Here is a 21,200-nt window from a genome sequence, read left to right on the forward strand (position 1 = left end):
CCGCCGACACCCACGAGGAGTCCCGTGATCGAGCACCACGTCCGTGTCCACCCCAGCGCCGACCGGCTTCCCCGCGAGGACCAGCTCGCCTGGAAGCTCGCCGCCGTGGCCACGGCCACCGCCTCCGCCCCTGAGGAACTGGACGCCGGCAGCGTCACCATGGCCGTCAACCGGGTCATGGACAACGCCTCGGTCGCCGTCGCCTCTCTCCTGCGCCGCCCGGTCGCCGTGGCCCGCGCCCAGGCCGGCGCCCACCGCACGGCCACGCTCGGAGCATCGGTGTCCGGAGCGTCGGTCTTCGGCACCGGGGCCCGGGTCTCCCCGGAGTGGGCCGCATGGGCCAACGGCACCGCCGTACGCGAACTCGACTTCCACGACACCTACCTCGCCGCCGACTACTCCCACCCCGGCGACAACATCCCGCCCCTGCTCGCCGTCGCCCAGCACACCGGCCGCACCGGCGCCGACCTGCTGCGCGGCATCGTCGCGGCGTACGAGAGCCACGTCGCCCTCGTCAAGGGCATCTGCCTGCACGAGCACCGCATCGACCACGTGGCCCACCTCGGCGCCGCCACCGCCTGCGGCCTCGGCGCCCTGCTGCGGCTGCCGACCGAGACGGTCTACCAGGCGGTGCAGCAGGCCGTGCACACCACCACCGCGACGCGGCAGTCCCGCAAGGGCGAGATATCCAGCTGGAAGGCGTACGCGCCCGCCTTCGCCGGCAAGGCGGCCGTCGAAGCCGTCGACCGGGCGATGCGCGGCGAGACCTCCCCGTCTCCGATCTACGAAGGCGAGGACGGCTTCCTCGCCCGGATGCTCGACGGTCCGGACGCCGACTACACCGTCCTGCTGCCCGGGCCCGGGGAGCCGCGGCGCGCGATCCTCGACACGTACACCAAGGAGCACTCCGCCGAGTACCAGGCGCAGGCGGTCATCGACCTGGCGCGGCGGCTGCGCGAGAAGACGGGACCGCTGGACCGCGTCCGCTCGGTGGTCCTGCACACCTCCCACCACACCCACTACGTGATCGGCTCCGGCGCGAACGACCCGCAGAAGTACGACCCCGCCGCGAGCCGCGAGACCCTTGACCACTCGGTGCCGTACATCTTCGCCGTCGCCCTCCAGGACGGCACCTGGCACCACGAGCGCTCCTACGCCCCCGAGCGCGCCCGGCGGCCCGACACCGTCGAGCTGTGGCGGAAGACCACCACCGTCGAGGACCCGGAGTGGACCCGCCGCTACCACGACCCGGACCCCGGCCGCCGGGCCTTCGGCGGACGCGCGGTCATCACCCTGGACGACGGGTCGGTGATCGAGGACGAACTGGCCGTCGCAGACGCTCACCCGGCCGGCGCCCGGCCCTTCGACCGCCTTGCCTACGCGGCGAAGTTCCGCACGCTGGCGGAAGGCATCGTCACCCCTGCTGACCAGGACCGTTTCCTGGGCGCGGCCGAACGGCTCGCCGAGCTGACCGGCCCGGAGCTGGACGGGCTGTTCCCGGCCGTTGACACGGAGGCCGTCACCGCGTACGACGCGAACCTGCCGAAGGGCCTGTTCTGATGCCGCACCCCCACATGCCGCACCCCCGGATTCCGCACACCCGCTTGCTGCACACCCGTACCACCCCCGCCGAGCGCCGCCGCGCCCTGCGGGAACGGCTCGCCACCGGCCGACTGCTGGTCATGCCCGGCGCCCTCAACCCGCTCTCCGCCCGCCTCATCCAGGACACCGGCTTCGAAGCCGCCTACCTCTCCGGTGCCGTCCTCGCCGCCGACCTGGGCCTGCCCGACATCGGTCTGACCACGTCCACGGAGATCGCCGCCCGGGCGCAGCAGACCACCAGGGTCACCGACCTGCCCGTCCTCATCGACGCCGACACCGGCTTCGGGGAACCGGTGAACGCGGCCCGCACCATACAGCTGATGGAGGACGCGGGCCTGGCCGGGCTGCACCTGGAGGACCAGGTCGATCCCAAGCGCTGCGGCCACCTCGACGGCAAGTCGGTCGTGCCGCGCGAGGTGATGGCCCGCCGCATCCGGGCTGCGGCCGACGCCCGCCGCGACCCCGGCTTCCTTCTTATGGCCCGCACCGACGCCCGGGCCGTCGAAGGACTGGACGCGGCCGTCGACCGCGCCAAGGCCTACGTGGAGGCCGGAGCCGACGCGATCTTCCCCGAAGCGCTCGCCGGCGAACGCGAGTTCGAGGCCTTCCGTGAGGCGGTTTCCGTCCCCCTGCTCGCCAACATGACCGAGTTCGGCAAGGGCCGCCTCCTGGACGCGCGGACGCTCGAGAACCTCGGCTACGACATCGCCCTCTACCCCGTCACCCTGCTGCGGCTGGCCATGGGCGCCGTCGAGGACGGCCTGCGCACGCTCGCCGCCGAGGGCACTCAGGAGTCCCTGCTGCCCCGCATGCAGACCCGCTCCCGCCTCTACGAACTCCTCGGCTACGAGGACTACGCGGCCTTCGACTCCGCCGTCTTCGACTTCACGCTCCCGCCCGGCACCTGAGACGACTTCGTCACGGAGGCACCGACCATGTCCACCACCACGCCCGCGATCCACCGCGGCCTCGCCGGTGTCGTCGTCGACACCACCGAGATCTCCACCGTCATCCAGGAGACCAACTCCCTCACCTACCGCGGCTACCCCGTCCAGGACCTGGCCGCCCACCGCTCCTTCGAGGAAGTCGCCCACCTGCTCTGGCACGGCGAACTCCCCGACCCCGTACAGCTCGGCGACTTCCAGGCCCGCGAGCGCGCCCTGCGCCCCCTCGGCCGCAGCACATCCGAGCTGCTGACCCGGCTGCCCGAGACCTGTCACCCGATGGACGTGCTGCGCACCGCCGTCAGTTTCTTCGGCGCCGAGGACCCGGCCGAGGACGACGGCAGTCCCGCTGCCAACCGGGCCAAGTCCCTCACGCTGCTGGCGAAGCTGCCCACCGTGGTCGCCGCCGACCAGCGGCGCCGCCGGGGCCTGGCCCCGATCCCCCCGGACCCCGGGCTCGGCTACGCCGAGAACTTCTTCCACATGTGCTTCGGCGCCGTGCCCGGTCCGGACGTGGTCCGCTGTTTCGAGATCTCCCTCGTGCTGTACGCCGAGCACAGTTTCAACGCCTCCACGTTCACGGCCCGGGTCGTCACCTCCACGCTCTCCGACCTCTACAGCGCGGTCACCGCGGCGATCGGCGCCCTCAAGGGGCCACTGCACGGCGGTGCCAACGAAGCGGTGATGCACATGCTGGAGGAGATCGGCGACCCGCGGCGTGCCGGGGAGTGGCTGGACCGGGCCCTGGCCGGCAAACGCAGGATCATGGGCTTCGGCCACCGCGTCTACAAGCACGGCGACTCCCGCGTACCGGTCATGCAGGACGCCCTGGACCGCCTCGTCGCCCGCGCCGCCGACCCCGGGGTGACCCGCCTGGCCACCCTGCACGCGGCCCTGCGCGACGCCGTGCTCACGCGTAAGGGGATCCACCCGAACCTGGACTACCCGGCCGGGTTGGCCTACCACCTGATGGGCTTCGACACCCCCGCCTTCACACCGCTCTTCGTGATGAGCCGCGTCACCGGCTGGACGGCCCACATCACCGAACAACTCGCCCACAACGCGCTGATCCGGCCCCTTGCTTCGTACGCGGGACCGGGGCAGCGGGCGGTGCCGGCAGCGGCCGGGCAGCGGCGGGCGTAGACGGGCATGAGGGCTGCAACGCCGGGCGTGCCGCGAGGGCTTCCTAGAGGATCGTCAAGGTCGTCAGCCCGGTTGCTCCGGTGAAGCCGCTTCCGAGGCACTGCAGGGCGCTCGGCTGGGGGATCGGGATGAGCTGGAGCAGCTTCCGCCCCTGGAAGCGGCCGTGGGTGACGGTGCCGGTGACGGGGGTGACCACCTGGCCGGCCACGGCCGTGCTGCTGCCGGCGATGTCGGCAGTGCTGGAGTCACCGGTGTTCCAGACGTAGGTCCGGCGGGCCCGGAACGCCTCAAGGAGGTTGTTGCAACCCGTGTCGACCGTGAACTCCTCGTGGTATTCGCCGCTCTTCACCGCGCCGTCACCGCCCGCGCAGGAAGTGAAGCGCCCGTCGACCGTGACGTGGATGCGCTGCGGTAGGAGTGTGATCCCCGGTTCGTAGCTGACGGATTCGGCGCCCTCGCACTGCACCTGCCCGGAGTCCCGGGGGCGGGCGGACGCCGGCGCCGGTGCGGCCGCGCCGAACAGCACGGCAGCCACCAATGCGGCCGCACGCAGCCGCTTTCCACCGGCGGTCACGCCGGCTCTCTGCACACTGAGCACCATGGGGCAGTCCCTTCCCCGGACGTACGCTCCGGAGGCAGGCGTGTCGGAGCGTACGTCCGAAGCCCGGCCCCGGAGGGACGCGCGCGACCCCGTGCGCGCGCCTACCCGTACGGTCGCCCTCCGCGTAGTCTCGTGCCGCCTCGGGGCCTCACCCGGGGCCCGGTGCCGGAGCGAGCTGGAGAGAGATGAGCACGCTGGAGAGCGGCGCGCTGGCCGTGCCGGGGGCGCGGCTGTACTTCGAAGTACGCGGCACGGGACCGCTCTTGCTGCTCATTCCTGGTGGTGCCTCCGACGCCGAGGTCTTCCGGGGCCTGGCCGAGGAGCTCGCCGCCCCTCACCGCGTCGACCGCCACCGGGTCGTCATCTACGACCCGCGCGGCATCTCCCGCAGCCCCCTCGACAGGCCGCCGCCCGAGCAGGCTGAGCAGTGGCTCGCTACCCAGACCGACGACGCCGCCCGGCTCCTCGACCACCTCGCCCCGGCCGCCGAGCCGGTACGGGTGTTCGGCAGCTGCTCGGGCGCCCTGATCGCCCTGGACCTCATGGTCCGCGCTCCGCGGAGGGTCCGGATGGTCGTCGCCCACGAGCCGCCCGCCATGGGGCTGTTGCCGGACGCGGCACGACACGCCGCGTTCTTCGACGACGTGCACGCGACGTTCCGCCGGGAGGGCGTCGCGGCCGCCCTGGACAGGCTCCAGGCCGTCTTCAGCGGCAGGCCCGCCCCGGAGCTCCCCGAAGCGGCCGGCAACGCCGGCAACCCCCGCAACGCCGATAACAACGCGTTCTTCTTCTCCCACGTGATGCTGCCCGCCACCCGCTGCGTGCCCGACGTCACCGCGCTGGCCGCCCTGGCGGACCGTGTCGTCCCGGCCGGCGGCCGGGGGTCGCGCACCCACGACGTGCACCGGCCGGTGGTCGTCCTCGCCCGGCGGCTCGGCCGGACGCTGGAGGAGTTCCCCGGCGGACACGCCGGCTATGCCCAGCACGCCGCCCCCTTCGCCGAGCAACTCGCGGCACTGCTGGCCGATGCCGATGCCGATGCCGATGACTATGCCGAGGCCGACGCCGACGCACAGCCCTCACGCGGCTGACGCGGCCATGCGCATCCTGATGGGCGCCCAGAACTGCGGTTTCGGCCCGGCCTCCGTGCTCGTCGCCGTCTCCCGGCTGCTCCCCGGACACGAGCGGGTGTTCGCCGGGGACGGCGTCGCGGCGGCATTCGCCCGCCGCAACGCCACCGCCTTCGACGGCATCCACGAGCTCACCGAGCCGCGCCGGAACCGATCCGCGCTCCTCGACCGGCTGCTCAAGGACAGTGACCAGGTCATCTCCGTCATGGACGCCGACCTCGTCCTCCGCTCCGTCGTGGCGCGCCGCCCCGTGGTCCTGGTGGACTGCCTGTTCGGCTTCTGGCAGCACCGGCACCCCCTGGCGCGGATCCGCGAGCTGTGCGCGACCCTTCCCCGTACATCCCTCCCGGCGGCGCGCGGCCACCTGGCCGGGCTCTCGCCGCACGAACACCTCCTCGCCGCCCACCTCCTGGCCGATCACAGCGTGGTCCAGAACTTCCCCGGCACCGCGCGGCGCACGGCCGAGTTCGCCGAGGCCGGCGCGGACCGCGTCATCCACCTGACCGGTCCGCTCGTCGACGCGGAAGGACTGGGGGAGGCGGGGGAGGAGGCCCGGACGACCGGCGGGCCGGACTACGACCTGCTGATCAACACCGGCGGCTTCAGGAACTTCCTCCTGGACTTCGACGCCAACAACCACTACCTCCGGCTCATCGACCGCTGGCTCCCGGACCTCCTCGCCGACTGGCCGCGCTTCACCCGCGTCCTCGTCTGCGGCGGCCCGTACGCCGGACACCGCGGCGGCACCCACCGGGCATCCGGCCGACGGGCCGACCGCCGGCTCCTGCCCCAGCGCGAGCTCCTGCGGCACGTGGCGAGAACGCCGTACTCCCTCCTCGCCCCCGGCCTGTCGGCGCTCCACGAAGCCACCATCCTGGGCCGGCTGCCCTTGGCGCTCCCCGAACAGCACTACGCGCACACCTTCACCATCCGGAGCCTCGCGGACACCCTCTTCGGCCGCCTGGCCGGCCGGTTCGCGGACGTCCTGCCCGGTCACCCGCTGCCCGAGGAGGACTACGCCGGCACCGAGGCCCTCGTCGCCGTCGCCGGCCGGATCGTCCAGGACGACGACCTCTACGCGCGGTTCCGCAGCACGTACAACGAACGCATCGAGCGGTACGTCTCCCTCACACCGCACCAGCGCGCCGGGGGAGCGGCGGAACTGCGCCGCCTCCTCGACGGCCCTCCCGCCCCGTCGGTCATCACCTCGCTCCTCACGGCGAGCGGGTGACCCGGTGACCGCGGCCCACGGCGCGGCCTCGGCCGGTACGCGGCGAGGTGCCGCGGTGCTGCGTACCGGCCGAGGCCGGCCGGCTCAGCTGCGCAGGAAACCTTCCCCGTGAACGGCGACGTGCGCTTCCAGCGCGGCGAGGGCCTCGTGGGTGGCCTCGGGCGACCCGCTGCCGCGCCGTTCGGCGTAGTACGCCGCACCGAGTTTCTTCAGCAGCTCGTTGCCGGCGCGCTGCTGCTGGACCTCGTCCACCTTCTGCCTGCCCTGTGCCAGACCCTGCTTGGCCTGCTCCTTGGCCCGGTCGAGAAAACCTGCCATGACTGCCTCCGATCGTGTCCCGGCATCATTTCCCGCATTCCCCTTGCACATGCTCATGTGCACCTATAGGGGTGGCTCCGGGACCCGGGACATCGTGAGCCTCGGGCCAGGAAATAGGGCGATCGACGTCCTATATGCCCCCTGGTGTGTCCTTGCGGGGTACGGCTAGCGGTGCGCCACGATCAGGTTCCAGGGGAACAAACACGGGGCGAAGCCGGTGGTGACCTGGTCGACGGTGAAGCCGGTGGCGGTGAGGAGGGTTCTGAATTCGGCCAGGGGGCGCAGGCGGCCTCCCCAGAGGGTGCGGGAGCCGAAACTGGCGACGGCCTCGTAGCCGGCCGTCCGGCTCTCGGCCGCACCGTCCTGGGCGAACCAGTCCACGATCAGGAGCCGGCTGCCGGGGGCCATGGCGCGGTGCAGGTTGCCCAGGAGGCGGGTGACCTCTTCGTCGGACCAGTCGACGAGGATGCTCTTGACCATGTAGAGGTCGGCTCCGGAGGGTACGGACTCGAGGAAGCTGCCCCCGGTGAACTCGATCCTCTCCAGGACGTCCGCGGAAACTTCCGCGGGCAGCGAGGATTTGGCCATGTCGACCACGTGCGGCATGTCGAAGAGGACACCTTCGGCCTTCGGCGCCGCGGCCAGGACGCGGCTCAGGAGGGTGCCCCTGCCGCCGCCGACGTCCATGATGCGTCCGTAGGCGGTGAAGTCGTGGACCTCCACCAGCGCGTTCACGCATTCCGCGGTCGTCTCCGACATCACCTTCTCGAACGCCTCGGCCTCTTCGGGGTGTTCGCCGTAGTAGTCGTAGACGTGCTGCCCCGCGGCCTCGCCGCCCGACCGGCCGGTGAGCACGACCTCGGACATCTGCTCGTACGCCCGGTTCACGCCCGGGCCCGCCGCGTACAGCACGTGCGAAGCCATGGCGGAGCCGGAACGCAGCAGGAGGCCGCGGTCGGTCACGGCGTACTCGCCGTCCTTCCCGCGCGCCACCAGGCCGTTCGCGGCGGACGCGTCGAGGAAGGCGGCCAGGGCCTCCTGGTGGGCGCCCAGGGTCTCGGCCAGTCCGGCGGGCGTGCGCGGCCCGGAAGCCAGGTGGTCGGCTATGCGCAGCTTCACGAAGGCGCGCATCACCTGCACCGTGAAAGCGGTGCTGTAAAGGGTGTTGAGGATGTCCATCCCCGCGGCGGGAGACGTGCTGGACGTGCTCTGCGTCATGAGGTCCCCGATTCGGTCGCGGCCCGCACCCATGGGAAGCCGGGCATTTCGGCGCACGTTACGGGCCACGGAACAGGGGTGACAAGGGTGGTGACAAGTGTGCCGGCGCCGGCCCGGTTGGCAGGAGGGGGAGTGCGGTCTAGTCTCTACGTATACGCATGCACATAAGGAGAGCGGTCGTGCCCAACAAGACGATCTACGTAGGCGATGACGACGTCGCGCTGTTCCAGCGCGCCCAGCGCCTGACCGGCGGGAACCTCTCGGCTGCGATCACCAAGGCCCTGCGGCGCCTCGTCGAGATCGAGGAGGCGCACCTGGAGGGCTTCGAGGAGGTCGAGGTCCGCGTCGGCGGTGACGGGATCTACCACCGCAAGCGGTTCGTGGCCCGGCGCGTCGCGCAGGGCAAGCGGCAGGGGTCGGACGACCGCCGCGGCGAGTGGGTCACCGTCTACCACACCAAGAAGGGCAGGTACGCCGTGCACAGCAAGCGTCACGAGTCCGGGAATCCCACGGCCTTCGAGGGCCCGGCACCGGACGGGCAGGACCCTCGCTACACCGTCGAGTACTGGGAGAACCCGCCGGAGCTCGACTCCTGGAACAGCTGGGACCTGGCGGAGAAGGCCGAGATGACCCTCGACGTCTACGAGACCCTCGACGAGCTCAAGGGCGCGCTCCCGGAGGAGCTCTCCCGCGTGGCCGAGGCCAACGCGCGGCAGCAGCCCGTCGAAGAGCTCGACATCTGACACGTACCGGAGCACCGGAGCGCCTGACACACACCCGACTCGGCATCCGACGCGGCCTCGGGCGTCACGCCCGGGGCCGTGCGGGAGGGGAGAACGATGGTCATCGAAGCGGAGAAACTGAGCCGGAAGTTCCGTCAGCGGGGCAGGACGGTGGAGGCGGTGCGCGGCATCGACCTGCACGTGCGGAAGGGGGAGATCTTCGGCTTCCTGGGGCCGAACGGGGCCGGCAAGACGACCACGGTGCGCATGCTCGCCACCCTCCTCGCCCCCGATTCCGGCCACGTCAGCGTCGCCGGGTGCGCGCTGCCCGAGGAGACGCGGCGTGCTCGCCACCTGATCGGATACGTGGGCCAGGCCGGCGGAACGGACGACGGCATGCCGGTCCTCGACAACCTCGTGCTCCAGGCGAGGCTGAACGGGCTCGGACGCACGGCGGCGCACGAGCAGTCGCGGCGCACCCTGGCCGCGCTGGAGCTGACGGACCTGGCCGACCGCCTTCCCCGCAGTCTCTCGGGCGGGCAGCGGCGCCGCGTGGCGCTGGCGCTCGGCCTGGTCCACCAGCCGCAGGTGCTGTTCCTGGACGAGCCGACGCTCGGCCTGGATCCGGCCGCCCGTGCCGCGCTCTGGGAGCAGATCCGCGCGCTGCGCGAGGCGGGCACCACCGTCTTCCTCACGACGCACTACCTGGAGGAGGCCGATGCCCTCTGCGACCGGGTGGCGATCATCCATCAGGGCCGCATCGTCGCGTCCGGCAGCCCGGCCGGACTCAAGCGTGGCATCAGCGGGGACGCGGTGACCGTGTCGGTCGGCGAGCGGGACGGCGAGCGCGTCATGGCCGCCCTGGAACACCTTCCGTTCGTCCGTGAGGTGCGGGAGGCGCCGGCCGGTGTGCGCGTCTACGTGGAGAACGGTGCCGACGCGATCCCCTCGCTGGTGCGCGGACTGGACGAGCGCGGGGTGACCGTGCAGTCCATCGGCCTGGAATCGGCCAGCCTCGACGACGTCTTCCTCAAGCACACGGGCTCGTCGCTGCGCGTGCCGGACGCTGCCGGCGCGGAAACCGGGGCCGGGGCCTCCTCTCGTACGCCGCCTGACCGGACCCGCATCACCCACCACGCGCTCAACTCCCCGGAGGGACCCTCGTGTTACGCGACACCGGACTCGTCTTCGCCTATCAGACCCGGCGGCTGATCCGCTCGCCCATCGTCATCGCGGTGGGCATCATGCAACCGCTGCTGTGGCTCCTGCTCTTCGGGCCGCTGGTCGACGGCCTGGCCGATCCCGGCCTCGGCTCCTCGAATGCCTTCGACCTCTTCGCACCCGGCCTGCTGGTCATGCTGGCCCTGTACGGTTCCCTGTACACGGGGTTCGAGCTGATCTCCGAACTGCGGGCCGGCGTGGTCGAGCGCATGGTGGTGTCGCCGATGCGGCCCGCCGCGCTCATTCTCGGCAAGGCCCTGCGCGACGTGCTCGCCCTCGGCGTCCAGGCCGTCATCCTGATGCTGATCGCCCTCGCCATGGGGCTCGACACCGACCTCGGCGGCCTGCTCATCGCGTTCGGCCTCTTCGCCGTCGTCGTGGTGATGACGGCGAGCTTTTCCTACGCGGTCGCCCTCATGCTGCGCGACGAGAACATGATGTCGCAGTCGATGGGCTTCCTCAGCCTGCCGCTGCTGCTGCTGTCGGGAGTCGTGCTGCCGCTGAGCCTGGCCCCGGACTGGTTGCGGGGCGTGGCGCGGGCCAATCCCTTCTACCACGTCGTCGAGGCCTCCCGGTCGGTGATGTCGGGCGACTTCTCCGACACGTCCCTCTGGGTCGCCCTGGGTTTCTCCCTGGCGCTGACCGTGCTGATGCTGCGCTGGGCAGTGGGATCACTGCGCCGGATCTGAGGCGGCGGCGTACAGCGCGGCCGCGTCCCGGGCGCTGATGCCGGTCAGCGCGCGCGGCCAGGAGGAGACGACGTCGGCGCCGAGCCCGGCCGGGTCCGCACCGGGCGGCGGGGCCGGGGTGATGCCCCACCGCCGCAGCAGACCGGCGGCCGCCTCGCGGACGGCCGCCGGGTCCTGACCGGCATCCGGCAACAAGGTGTTCACCACCTGCCGGGCCCGGGGCCCGTCCGCCCAGGGCGACCGCTCGCGCACCCCGGCAGCGCGTTCCAGGTAGGCGGGGAACAACCAGGCGAGCGCCGCGTTCTTGGCCGTGGCAGTGACCGTGGCGGCGGTATCCGCGAAGTACCACAGCAGGAAGGCGAACGGCGACGTGCCGACCCGCGGCCACACGTGGTGCGACGCGGCGCTCAGCGTGGCGAGATGCGCGCGCGGCTCCGCCGTCCCACCCGTGCCCGGCGGCCCGGAGGGACCCCCGGCCAGCAGGACGTCCGCGGTGTGCCGCACCACGGCGGCGCACTCCAGTATCCAGGCGGCCGCCGCCGTACCGATCCGGTGGGGCCCCATCAGCGGTCCGGTCAGCCGCAACAGGAGCTCCAGCGCCCCGGCCGCCAGCAGGGACGGGGGCAGTGTGGCGGTGAGGCACGGGTCGAGGACCGCGCCGGCCGGCCTCAAGGCCGGTGAACAGACCAGTCGCGAGCGCCGGGCGCCGAGGGGGAGGCGGGCCACCGTGCTGGTCTCGGAGCCCGTGCCCAGTGTCGTGGGAAAGGCGATCAGCGCGGGCGCCGGGCCGGTCGCCCGGGTGAGCAGCGCAAGGCCGGAGCGCGGTCCCTGGGCGTACCGGGGCTCGCTGCCGGACGCGAGGGCGACGGCCAGCTTGGCCGTGTCCATGGCGGAGCCTCCACCGATCACCGCGACGGTACGGGGCCGTCGTCCGCGGATCTCCCGCACCGCGCGGGCCAGGCCGTCGGTGCCCGCCCCCGCCGGGATCCGCAGGGTCCGTGCGCCGCCCGCGCACTGCTCCACCAGTTCCGCGGCCGGGCCGGCGGCGGGGTCGTAGAGGATCAGGGCCCGGTCGTCCAGCCGGGCGAGTCCGGCGCGCGCCTGACCCGCGCCGACGCGCAGCCTCTGCGGACCGGCGGACTGCCACAGCAAGGAGGCGGCCGCGAGGGCGTCAGCCGCGCACATATCGCTGCTGTTCGGGGAGGCTGATGTCGGCGAAGAGCTCAGAACGCTGTTTGACGGCCAGCTTTCTGAGTACGGCGGCGACATGGTTCTTGACGGTGTTGGCGCTGATGGAGAGCGTGTGGGCTATTTGGCTGTTCGTACATCGCTCGGAGAGCAGCCAGAGCACTTGCTGCTCGCGAGGCGTCAGGGACGTGGCCCCGGACCACCGCGTCGACGTCTCCTCAAGCGGGCCGATGAGCCATTCCCGCGAGCCGCATAAGGTCGCTTGCACGGCGGCGGCCAGGCGCGCCGGCGACTCGTTGGCGTGGACGAAGCTGTCGATGCCCGACAGATGCGAGAGGAGGACGTTGCGCGGTGAGACGCCTTTGCAGAAGGCCAGTACGGGCGGAGCGGGGGCATGGCATTTGATGTCCCGGCAGAGCGCGAGTCCCGCGTTCAGCGTCGGCTGAGTGGGATCGATGATCACCAGGTCGATCTCGCCCTGCCGGATCAGTGCGTGCATTTCCCCGGGATCGCCGATGGCGGTGAAGTGCTCGGAAAGGAAGAGATCCGAGGCTTCCAGCAGCGCCGTGATGACGCCCAGCCTGATGACCGGAGACATGCCATGGACAACTATGTTCATGTTTCCCCCTGTTGACCCGCTCGCGGGCTGTGCTCCTCCGCCGTGCCGTGCTGTACCCCGGAGCTCTCGTCCGACCACGCTACCCACACAAGGGTGGTCCTTCCACAGGTCCGGCGCAGCTTGAATCCACTGCCTCTCTGGTCCACTTCGGGCTATCTCCGACCAGCCCGCCCGAGGGGCAGTTGACCCTTCCCGTGGGATGCCCGTGGCCGGGAGGTTCGGCGAGAGTCGAGCCGTCCTGAATCCGACAATGCGGAAGGGAGGCACGGAATGGAGAAGAACGGGATCGAGGGTCTGGACCTGAGCGACCTCGACGTCGAGAGCCTTGAGTTCTCGGCGGACTCCGAGGGAGGCCTGGAGTCGCTGCGTATGGGTCACGGTCTGACCGAGGTGGGGGCGTCCTGCTGTTGCTCGACGTCCTCGTGCAGCTGCTCGACCTGATCGCACCGCACGGCCGGTCCGCCTCGGCGGGCCGGCCGCTTTCGACACCCGACGCCTGGAAGGGAAGCATGCAGAGTCCGGTGATTTCGGAGCCCGCCCACCCGCTCCCGGAGGACGGCTCGCGGCCCAAGCTGCGCAGTGACGCCCTGTGGGTGCCCCACGACGACGGCGCGTTCCTGCTGTGCAACGCCTCGTCGCTGACGATCCGGGGCAAGTCCTCCTACGAGCTGGTCAGCAGGATCGCGCCCCACCTGGACGGGACGACGGAGGCGGGCCGCTTGCTGGCCGGCCTGCCCCCCGCCGTGGCCGCGCAGGTCCGCGCACTGCTGAGGCGGCTGGCCGAGGCCGGTTTCGTACGCGACGCCGCCGTCGACCGGCCGCACGGCCTGACCGACCGGGAACTGGCGGACTACGCCGGAGAGCTTTCCTTCATCGAGTACTTCCGCGACTCTCCCGCGGCTCGCTACGAGGTGTTCCGGGACACCCGGGTGCTGTGCGTGGGTTCGGGGATGGTCTTCGACGGGTTGCTGCGCGCGCTGGTGCAGCTGGGCAACCGCCGTACGACAGCCGCCGTGACGGGCGGCGCTCAGGCGGTCGCCGGGGTCGAGTCGGCCCTGAAGCCGGTGCTGGCGACGGCGCGGGAGCGGGACGCCGGCATGGGCGTACGAACGGTTCCGCTGCCGGTCCCGCTGCCCGGCCCCGGTGAAGAGGGCTCGCAGGCCGGCGGGCTGACGCACCTGATCGGGGCGAGCGACTTCGTCCTGCACTTCGCCGACGACTTCGACCCGGGCCTGGCGCGGGCGATCGACGAGTCCTGTGCCCGGGCGGGCGTCACGGTGCTGCACGGCGCGGTCCACGGGGACCAGGTGTGGTTGGGGCCTCTGTGCGGACCGGACGACGCGGTGCGCGGCCCCGGCCTGTGGGCGAGGACGGGAGTGGACGGCACCGGCCCGCGCAGCGTGTTCCTGACCGAGTCGACGGCCCGGATCGTCGCCGCCCAGCCGGCCTTCGCCGCGTTCAAGGCCATCACCGGGGTGCCGGCCGGGGATTTCCGTGACCGCGCGGTCCGGGTGGACCTGGCGACCCTCGTCACCGAAGAGGTGAGCCTGCACGCGCTGGACCTGCTCCCCGCCGGCGCTGAGGCTGCGGCGCCGGCGGCCGCGGGCTGGGCGTCGGCCGCACCGCCACCGGAATCCGAGAGCACCGTGCTGTCACAGGCTTTCAGCCGGCTGGTGGACAGCAGGGACGGGCTGATCCGGGATGTGGACGAGGGGGACCTGACACAGATTCCGCTGCACCGGTGCCGGGCGGAAGTGGCCCCGCTCGCCGGGTCCGGCCGAGCAGCCGCCGCCGAGGGGGACGGGCTCGACCTGCTGTCCGCGCGGGTCACCGCGGTCCTCGCGGCCGCGGAGTACGCCGGCCTCCGGGCGGTCCTGGATTCTGCGGAGGGAGCGACGCTTGCCGTACCCCGGGCCGTCGAAGCCTTCGACCTGGTCACCGGCGAGCCGGTGCGGCTCCCGTCCCACGACGTCGAGGCCTGGCGGGACGAGGGCGCGCCGGTGGGCACCGCGTCGGCGGCGGAGCGGGAGGACGCGGTGGCGTGCGCGCTCGGCCGGGTCGCCGCGCGTCTCCTGCGCTCCGGACCGCGGGACGAAGGCACGGAGTGCGTACCGGCCGGCCCGGATGTGCCGCGGCTGCTGAGCATCCTGGCCGCCGCCGGACACCGGCCCCTGCTCCGTACGCTCTACGACGCCGAGGGATTCGCGATCGTACGGGCCGACTGCGGTGCCGGCCTCGTCGGGGTCGGATGCTCGGCGTCCGTACCCGCAGCGGGCGCCGACGCACTGTACGGCGCGGTCCGGGCACTGCACGAGCGGGTCTCCAACGAACCACCGCCTCCCCGTAGCCTCGGGCAGAGGGCCGGTGGTGCGCCGCCGCGCCCGCGTACGGCGGAGGCGACGGCTGCCGCCCGCGCCGCCCGGTGGCTGGAAGCCGCACTGCCGGCGGCGACCCGGCTCGTGGCCGTGCCTCTGGAAGCGCACCCGGTGCTGCGACGGGTCGGCCGGGCCCACTGTGTCGCGGTCGCCGTCGTCCTGGCCACCGACCGGACGGTGACGTCGTGATGACCGGACCGTCGCTCATGCCGGTGGTGCACCTCCTCCCGGGGCCGCCGGGGGAGGAGGAGATCCGGCAGGCCGAAGGGGAGGTGGCCGCGGGCCGCACCGTGGTGTGCGCCTGGTGGGAACCGGGCCGGATCGTCGTGGGCCCCGCCATGGGCACCGGCGTGCCGGGGTGCCTGCGCTGTTTCGTCACCCGGTGCGCGGCGTGCCGTCCGGAAGCGTTCCCCAGGATCCGGGAGCGGGCGCACGAAGGCTCCGTCACCTTCGCCGACCGCCACGCCCTGCTGACGTCGATGACCGACGATCTCGTGCGGCAGTGCGTGACCCGTGACGCGAAGGAGCGGCGCCCGCACCGTGCCTTCCTGACGCTCCGGCTCAAGGACCTCAGCGTGACACCGGGCCGCTTCCTGCCGGTCCCGCTGTGCCCGGTGTGTTCCGACGCGCCGGACGACGCGCCGCCGGCGGAAGCGGAGTTTGACGCGCCGCTTCCCAAGCGCGCCCCCGGCCACTACCGCTCCGCCGATCTGGTGCCGGACGCGGAGCGGCTGCGCAAGCTGTACGTCGACGAGGACGCCGGACTGATCCGCCGGCTGCGCCGCAGCGCGCACGGGCTGTTCCCGACGGCGACCGCCCCGACCGGGATCCAGGCGGCCGCGTCCCAGGAGATCGGCTTCGGACGGCAGACCAGTTACCTGGCGGCCGAGGTGACCGCGCTCGCCGAGGGACTCGAACGCGCGGGCGGTGTCCAGCCCGGCGGCCGGCGGACGGTGACGCACGGCAGCTGGGCGAGCCTGCGGGCGGACGCCGTGGACCCGCGGCGATTCGGCCTGCACGACCCGGAGCAATACCTGATCGAGGGCTTCCCGTTCCAGGAGTTCACCGAAGACCTCGAACTGTCCTGGGTCTGGGGGCGGTCCCTCGTCCGGGAACGGTCCGTGCTGATACCCGAATGCCTCGCCTACTACGAACCGCTGTACCGGCCGACGGGCCGGCCGGCCCTCGCCTACGAGATCTCCAACGGGTGCGCCCTCGGCGCGAGTCCGGCGGAGGCAGCGCTGCACGGGATCTTCGAGATCGCCGAGCGGGACGCCTTCCTGCTGACCTGGTACAGCCGCCTCAGCCCCGTGGAGGTGACGCTCGACCCGCGCCGGGACACGGAGCTCGCGCTGATGGCCGAGCGCATCGAGTGGCTCAGCGGCTATCGCGTCCGGCTGTACGACATCACCAATGACCTCGGCATCCCCGCCGTCTGGGTCCTCGCCGTGGACGAGGCCGAACGGGCCGGGCAACCGCGGGCGCTGTGCGCGGGCGGAGCCCACCTCGACCTGCGCCAGGCATTCCGCTCGGCCCTGCTGGAACTGGCCCCGTTCACCGCGGAGTTCCCCCCGGCCTACCGGTCCCAGCGGCACCGCGTCACCGCCATGCTGGAGGACCCCGGCAAGGTCAGGCACATGGAGGACCACCGGCTCCTGTACTGCGCGCCGGAGGCCTTCGAACGCCTGGAGTTCCTGCTGCGGCCGCGGGAGCGACTGTCCCTGGCCGAGGCCGGGCAACGGCACCTGCCCCCCGACCGCCACTCCGACCTGCGGCAGGACCTCGGCGACGCCGTGCAGCGCATCGCGCAAGCCGGGCTCGACGTCCTGGTGGTCGACCAGACCACGCCCGACCACCGGCTCGGGGGCTTCCGCTGCGCCAAGGTACTGGTGCCCGGGGCCGTCCCGATGACCTTCGGGCACTGGGCACGCCGCCTGAACGGGCTCGACCGGCTGTTGCACACCCCCGTGGCCCTCGGGCAGGCCGCCGCGCCACTGACCCGGGCCGACCTCAACCCGCACCCGCATCCGTTCCCGTGAGCACCCGCCCCTTCACCGGCGCGCCCCCGGCCGGTGCCGCCGAACAGTATGCGGAGCTGACCTTCGACCGCATGCCCTCGGTGGTCCCCCGCGGGCTGCCGGCCGAACCACCGCCGTGGGTCCGGGCCACCGGCGGGTCCGAGTGGATCCGCCAGCTGCCGGGCGCGGCCACCGACCCTTTGGTGGACTGGTCAGCGGCAGCGCCCGCAGCGCCGTCCGCGCCCTCCGGGCCGGACGGGAGCCGGCGGGAGTCCGGTGTGCCGCTGGACCTGCGGGCCCTGTCCGCGCTCCTGGCGCTCGGCGCCGGCGTCACGTGCGTCGAATTCGGGCCGCAGTCGTCATGGCCCCGGCACCGCATCGCACCCTCCGCGCGCTGTGTCTTCCCCTGCTCCGTCCGGGTCGTCGGCCGGGGGCCGGACGGAGCGGAGCCGGACGTCGCCCCCTACCACCCCGAGCACCACCAGCTGCGCGGCCGGGTCCCCTTCCGCCACCGCCGGTGGACGTCGGTCCACTGCGCGGTGACCGCCGCCCCGGGGACGACGGGTGCGCACTACGGCGACTACGCCTACCGTCTGGTCTGCCAGGAGGCGGGGCTGCTGCTGGGCAGTCTGCTCCTGGCCGCACGCACCGTGGGACTACGGGCGGAGGCCGTCCCCTGGTGCCCGGACGAGATCGACCGGCTGCTGTCCCTGGACGGCCGGCACGAGTGCTCCATGGCCATGATCCAACTGACCGGCTCGGTGACCGACGTGACCTTCCCCGGCCCGGACGTCCAAGGGCCACGGGTGCGCCGGCCCTGCGAGCCGCTCCAGAGCCTGGGTGCCCTGTCGGCGGCGGCCCACCGCGAGTTCGCCCGTACGCGGCCGCGTGCAGCGTCGGCCGGTGCTGCCTCCGGTACGCCGGACACACCAGTGGGCGGACCATCGGCGGGGCCGCCGGACACGGCGGGTGCGCAGAGACCGGGCGCGGCGCACGGACCACCGGCAGGCACGCCCCACGCGGCAGCGGGCCCCGTACCGTTGCGGCTGCCCTGGCGGCGGCTGGGGGCGGCCCGCGACTCCGGCGACCCGGGATTCATCCCCTCGCCGCTGCCGATCGCCGCCGACTCCCTGGAACGGCTGTGCTCGGCGGCCCTCACCACCGCGTTCCCCGCCCTGTGGCACGGCCTGCCACCTGTGTCGTTGCTCGTCGCGCGGAGGAACGTGCCGGGGGCGGAGCACGGCCTCTTCCGCTACGACGGGATCGGGCCGGCGCCCGCCCGGCGTCCGCTCCCGGGCACGGCCGTCACCCCGTTCCTCCGCCGCTGCCAGATGGTTGCCTCCACCAACGCGCACCAGGCCCCCGCCACGGTGTTCATCACCGTTGACCTCGACCGGTGGCTCCGCCACGACGCCGCGCGCGCCTACGCCGGCCTGCACCTGCGGACCGGGGAAGCCGCCCAGCGCCTGCTGATGGCGGCGAGTGCGGAGGGACTGGTCGCCCGGATCCACAACGGCCTCCTCACCGGCCCGCTGCGCGAAGCGTGCGGCCCCGGTCGCTGGATCGCCCCCTTCGCCGTGCTGCTGAGCCGTCGGCGGCCCTCGGCGCGGTACCGCTTCGTCCTGGACGGAGGACTGTGAACGAGCCGAGGACGACGAACGAGCCGGGGACGGTGAACGGGCCGGGGACGGTGGACGAGCCGAGGCCCACGGCCTTCGTGGTCAGAGTGCCCGCGTTCCCCGCCGGCACCATGGACGCGCTGCGGTCGCCCCGAGCGGCCCACGCGCTGGAACAGTGCCGCGCCGCGCGCGAAGCGGTACGTGCCCAGGCCGAACACTGCTCCGAAGTGCTGCACGACGTGGTCGGCACCCTGCCGCCCGGCCGCGACCGGGGCGCCCTCCTGGAACTGCGCCGCTCCCTCCACACCGGGCGCGCCCCCCGGGCCCGCCGGCTCGCGGAGAAGCTGGTGTCCCTGCTCCCGCCCGACGCCGAGGAGACCGTGCGCCACTGGGGACGGCTCGTAGAGAGCGCCGAACGCGCCCGGGAGCGGGCCGAGGAGGTGTGGGAGGACGAACTCGGGCGCACCGGAGCCGCCGCCGTCCGCACCGCCGGTCTCGTTCCGGTCACCGCGGAGCTGATCCGGTCGGGCTCCCCGCTCGCCGGGGCCCTGAAGCAGGCCGTGACCGGCCTCGACCGCGGCACCCCGCCCGGCCCCGACATCGCGCTCAGCGCCTACGCGTTCGTGGCGCGCGCCGCACTGAAGAGCACACCGCGCGGGACGCTGAGCGCCTGGGCCCACGGCGTCTTCCACAGCGGCTCCGACGGGTGGGCCGGGGACCCCCGGCCACGCGCCCACCACGCGGAGCTCAACGCCTTCATCTGCCTGACGCTGCTGCGTCAGCTTGCGCCCGGCGAGCGTCTGGTCGTCAACCCCAGCACCGTCGACGCGGACGGGGCACTGTACGCGGTCACCCCCGACTGTGACGCGGTCCGCCGGGTCCGGCTCGATCCCGCGCTCCGGCACGTGCTGACCGCCTGGCCGGACGAGGGCCGCAGCCGGGGCGGCGCCGCACGGGCCCTGGCCAGCATCACGGGACTCGGCGAGGAGAAGGCGCGGAGCGTGCTGCTCCGGCTCATCGACGCCGGGCTGCTGGTCGGCGCCGGCGAGACGTCTGTCCAGCATCCCGACCCGCTGCGCGCCGCCGCGCGGCGCACCGATGTGGCCGGTCCTGCGGCCGCCATCCTGACCGGAGTGGCGGACGCCGCCGATGCGACGACCCGGCCGGAGAGCGTGGCGAGCACCCTGCCGGAGCTGACCGGCACCCTGCGCTCCTTGAGCGAGCCGCTCTCCTGGCCGCCCGGTGTCCTGGCCCACGGCGCGCCGGTGTACGCGGACACCGTGTTGCGGTCCGGGCGGCTCACACTGAACGAGGAGCAGTGGCAGGGACCGCGTTCTACGCTGCGGGCCGTGGCCGGATGGATCGGTCACGCGGATCCGTGGGCGGCCGCACGCGCCTGTGCGGAAGCCCACCTCGCCGGCACGTTCGGCGCGAACCGTCCCGTCCCCCTGACCGTCGCCCTGCACGAACTCGTCCGCGCCGCCGGTGCCGGCGTCCCCGGAATCGACGACTTGTGGAGCGGGGAGTTCAGGCTGCCACCGGCGGAGGATCCGGGGCTGCGCGCGCTGCGCCGGATCCTGTCGTCGACGCCCTCCGACGACGGCGTCATCCGCGTTGACCCCGTGCCCCCGGCCCCTCCCCGCCCGGACAGCCTCACCACCCGCCTGGCCTTCTACGGCCATCCGGTGCGCCTGGGCGGGCAGCCGGTGTTCGTCGTCAACTCGGTCGAGGACGGCTGCGGACGGGCCGACGCGCACGTACGGCGCATGCTCGGCCGGCTGGGCGCGGACGGCGAGGAACTCCGCTCCTGGCCGGACGGCCGCCCGGCCCCGCTGCCCGGCTTCCACGACGTCGAGCCGGCGGCGGTCGCGGACAGCAACGTCAACCTCCGGGCCCAGGGCGCCGTCCCGGAGCTGGTGCTCTCCCAGGGAGGGACGTTTTCGGGGCCGTTCACCGCCGGGGAGCGCCTCGACGCGCGGGACTGCCACGTCGTCGCGGGGGACGGCAGGCTCATCCTGAGGCACGGGGACCGGAACCTGCGACTCGTACCCCGCGGCCGCATGGCCGACTTCCACTACCCACCGGTGCTGCGCGTGCTGCTGCGCATGTTCGGACCGCCGCCCGAGCACCGCGTCCAGCCGGTCATCGCGCCCGAAGGACGGCTGACGGAGGCGGGGTGCCGGATCGTGCCACGCGTCGAACTCGGCGACGTCGTGTTGATGCGGCGCACCGTCATCACCGAGTCGGAAGAGGTCCCCCGGCGCGCCACGGGCGAGAGCCTGCTGGGCTACGCGGAACGCATCGACACGTGGCGACGCCGGTGCGCCATCCCCGCCTGGTCGTTCGTCCGCGCCGTCAACGGCCCCGGGGCGAACAAACACCGCAAGCCCATGCCGATCGACCTGGCCTCGCCGCTCGGAGTCCTGCAGATCGAGCGGATGACCCGGCGCGACGCCCGGCGACTGCTCTTCCAGGAAGTGCTCCCGGACGCGTCCCAGGCGCCGGTGGACGGGAACGGCGACCGGTGGCCGGCCGAGGTCGTCTGGGAGGTGGACGTCTGAC

18 protein-coding genes are annotated in these 21,200 nt (G+C 73.0%); 13 read left to right on the forward strand and 5 right to left on the reverse strand.

What is annotated here, in order from left to right; translation table 11 throughout:
* The first annotated feature begins 24 nt into the window (after window positions 1-24).
* The 3 genes from PS271_RS29975 to PS271_RS29985 are packed head-to-tail and all read left to right on the forward strand — an operon-like array spanning window position 25 to window position 3,689.
* On the forward strand, window positions 25-1,560 hold the full coding sequence (locus PS271_RS29975) for an MmgE/PrpD family protein (RefSeq protein WP_398386227.1): 1,536 nt from the start codon (window positions 25-27) through the stop codon (window positions 1,558-1,560).
* A gap of 44 nt (window positions 1,561-1,604) precedes the next feature.
* Window positions 1,605-2,510, forward strand: a complete 906-nt coding sequence (prpB, locus tag PS271_RS29980; protein ID WP_398387122.1) for a methylisocitrate lyase — start codon at window positions 1,605-1,607, stop codon at window positions 2,508-2,510.
* 27 nt (window positions 2,511-2,537) lie between these two features.
* The gene (locus PS271_RS29985; RefSeq protein ID WP_398386228.1) at window positions 2,538-3,689 is read left to right on the forward strand and encodes a bifunctional 2-methylcitrate synthase/citrate synthase; all 1,152 of its coding nucleotides are present in this window, start codon (window positions 2,538-2,540) and stop codon (window positions 3,687-3,689) included.
* 43 nt (window positions 3,690-3,732) lie between these two features.
* Here PS271_RS29985 and PS271_RS29990 read toward each other — a convergent pair whose 3' ends face one another.
* On the reverse strand, window positions 3,733-4,263 hold the full coding sequence (locus tag PS271_RS29990) for a hypothetical protein (RefSeq protein ID WP_398386230.1): 531 nt from the start codon (window positions 4,261-4,263) through the stop codon (window positions 3,733-3,735).
* 212 nt (window positions 4,264-4,475) lie between these two features.
* Here PS271_RS29990 and PS271_RS29995 point away from each other — a divergent pair, with 212 nt between their 5' ends.
* Window positions 4,476-5,381 carry an alpha/beta fold hydrolase gene (locus tag PS271_RS29995; protein ID WP_398386231.1) on the forward strand — a complete coding sequence of 302 codons (906 nt, stop codon included), beginning with the start codon at window positions 4,476-4,478 and terminating at the stop codon, window positions 5,379-5,381.
* Between the two features lie 7 nt (window positions 5,382-5,388).
* A complete protein-coding gene (locus PS271_RS30000) occupies window positions 5,389-6,651 on the forward strand; it encodes a hypothetical protein (RefSeq protein WP_398386232.1) in 1,263 nt (420 codons plus the stop codon).
* An 84-nt stretch (window positions 6,652-6,735) separates the two neighbouring features.
* Here PS271_RS30000 and PS271_RS30005 read toward each other — a convergent pair whose 3' ends face one another.
* Window positions 6,736-6,969, reverse strand: a complete 234-nt coding sequence (locus PS271_RS30005) for a hypothetical protein (protein WP_398386234.1) — start codon at window positions 6,967-6,969, stop codon at window positions 6,736-6,738.
* Between the two features lie 165 nt (window positions 6,970-7,134).
* Window positions 7,135-8,187, reverse strand: coding sequence for a methyltransferase (locus PS271_RS30010; protein WP_398386235.1), 1,053 nt, complete (start codon window positions 8,185-8,187; stop codon window positions 7,135-7,137).
* A 179-nt stretch (window positions 8,188-8,366) separates the two neighbouring features.
* On the opposite strand from PS271_RS30010, the gene PS271_RS30015 reads away from it, so the two are divergent.
* The 3 genes from PS271_RS30015 (at window position 8,367) to PS271_RS30025 (ending at window position 10,819) form a co-directional block, all read left to right on the forward strand.
* Window positions 8,367-8,930 carry an EXLDI protein gene (locus PS271_RS30015; protein ID WP_398386236.1) on the forward strand — a complete coding sequence of 188 codons (564 nt, stop codon included), beginning with the start codon at window positions 8,367-8,369 and terminating at the stop codon, window positions 8,928-8,930.
* Window positions 8,931-9,026: 96 nt separating this feature from the next.
* Window positions 9,027-10,121 (forward strand): ABC transporter ATP-binding protein, encoded by a 1,095-nt coding sequence (locus PS271_RS30020; protein WP_398386237.1) that lies wholly within the window; start codon window positions 9,027-9,029, stop codon window positions 10,119-10,121.
* Window positions 10,073-10,819: an ABC transporter permease gene (locus PS271_RS30025; RefSeq protein ID WP_398386239.1), complete on the forward strand. Its 747-nt coding sequence runs from the start codon at window positions 10,073-10,075 to the stop codon at window positions 10,817-10,819. The genes PS271_RS30020 and PS271_RS30025 overlap by 49 nt, the downstream gene beginning before the upstream one ends.
* On the opposite strand, the gene PS271_RS30030 is transcribed toward PS271_RS30025, so the two are convergent.
* Both PS271_RS30030 and PS271_RS30035 read right to left on the reverse strand, forming a co-directional pair.
* Window positions 10,802-12,004, reverse strand: a complete 1,203-nt coding sequence (locus tag PS271_RS30030) for an iron-containing alcohol dehydrogenase (RefSeq protein ID WP_398386241.1) — start codon at window positions 12,002-12,004, stop codon at window positions 10,802-10,804. The two genes, PS271_RS30025 and PS271_RS30030, sit on opposite strands and share 18 nt — an antisense overlap.
* Entirely contained in the window at window positions 11,991-12,626 is a 636-nt protein-coding gene (locus PS271_RS30035; RefSeq protein WP_398386242.1) for a LuxR C-terminal-related transcriptional regulator, read from the reverse strand. The genes PS271_RS30030 and PS271_RS30035 overlap by 14 nt, the downstream gene beginning before the upstream one ends.
* A 270-nt stretch (window positions 12,627-12,896) precedes the next feature.
* Here PS271_RS30035 and PS271_RS30040 point away from each other — a divergent pair, with 270 nt between their 5' ends.
* The 5 genes from PS271_RS30040 to PS271_RS30060 all read left to right on the forward strand — a co-directional run bounded on the left by PS271_RS30040 (window position 12,897) and on the right by PS271_RS30060 (window position 21,199).
* On the forward strand, window positions 12,897-13,067 hold the full coding sequence (locus tag PS271_RS30040; RefSeq protein ID WP_120757594.1) for a thiomuracin/GE37468 family thiazolyl RiPP peptide: 171 nt from the start codon (window positions 12,897-12,899) through the stop codon (window positions 13,065-13,067).
* A 68-nt stretch (window positions 13,068-13,135) separates the two neighbouring features.
* Window positions 13,136-15,190 (forward strand): hypothetical protein, encoded by a 2,055-nt coding sequence (locus tag PS271_RS30045; RefSeq protein WP_398386244.1) that lies wholly within the window; start codon window positions 13,136-13,138, stop codon window positions 15,188-15,190.
* Complete coding sequence (locus tag PS271_RS30050) at window positions 15,190-17,040, forward strand: TOMM precursor leader peptide-binding protein (protein ID WP_398386245.1); 1,851 nt, start codon at window positions 15,190-15,192, stop codon at window positions 17,038-17,040. Before PS271_RS30045 ends, PS271_RS30050 begins: the two co-directional genes overlap by 1 nt.
* On the forward strand, window positions 17,037-18,659 hold the full coding sequence (locus PS271_RS30055) for a nitroreductase family protein (RefSeq protein WP_398386247.1): 1,623 nt from the start codon (window positions 17,037-17,039) through the stop codon (window positions 18,657-18,659). Before PS271_RS30050 ends, PS271_RS30055 begins: the two co-directional genes overlap by 4 nt.
* The gene (locus tag PS271_RS30060; protein ID WP_398386248.1) at window positions 18,656-21,199 is read left to right on the forward strand and encodes a lantibiotic dehydratase; all 2,544 of its coding nucleotides are present in this window, start codon (window positions 18,656-18,658) and stop codon (window positions 21,197-21,199) included. Before PS271_RS30055 ends, PS271_RS30060 begins: the two co-directional genes overlap by 4 nt.
* The last annotated feature ends 1 nt before the right edge of the window (window position 21,200 follow it).

The organism is Streptomyces sp. SCA2-17 (assembly GCF_044336695.1).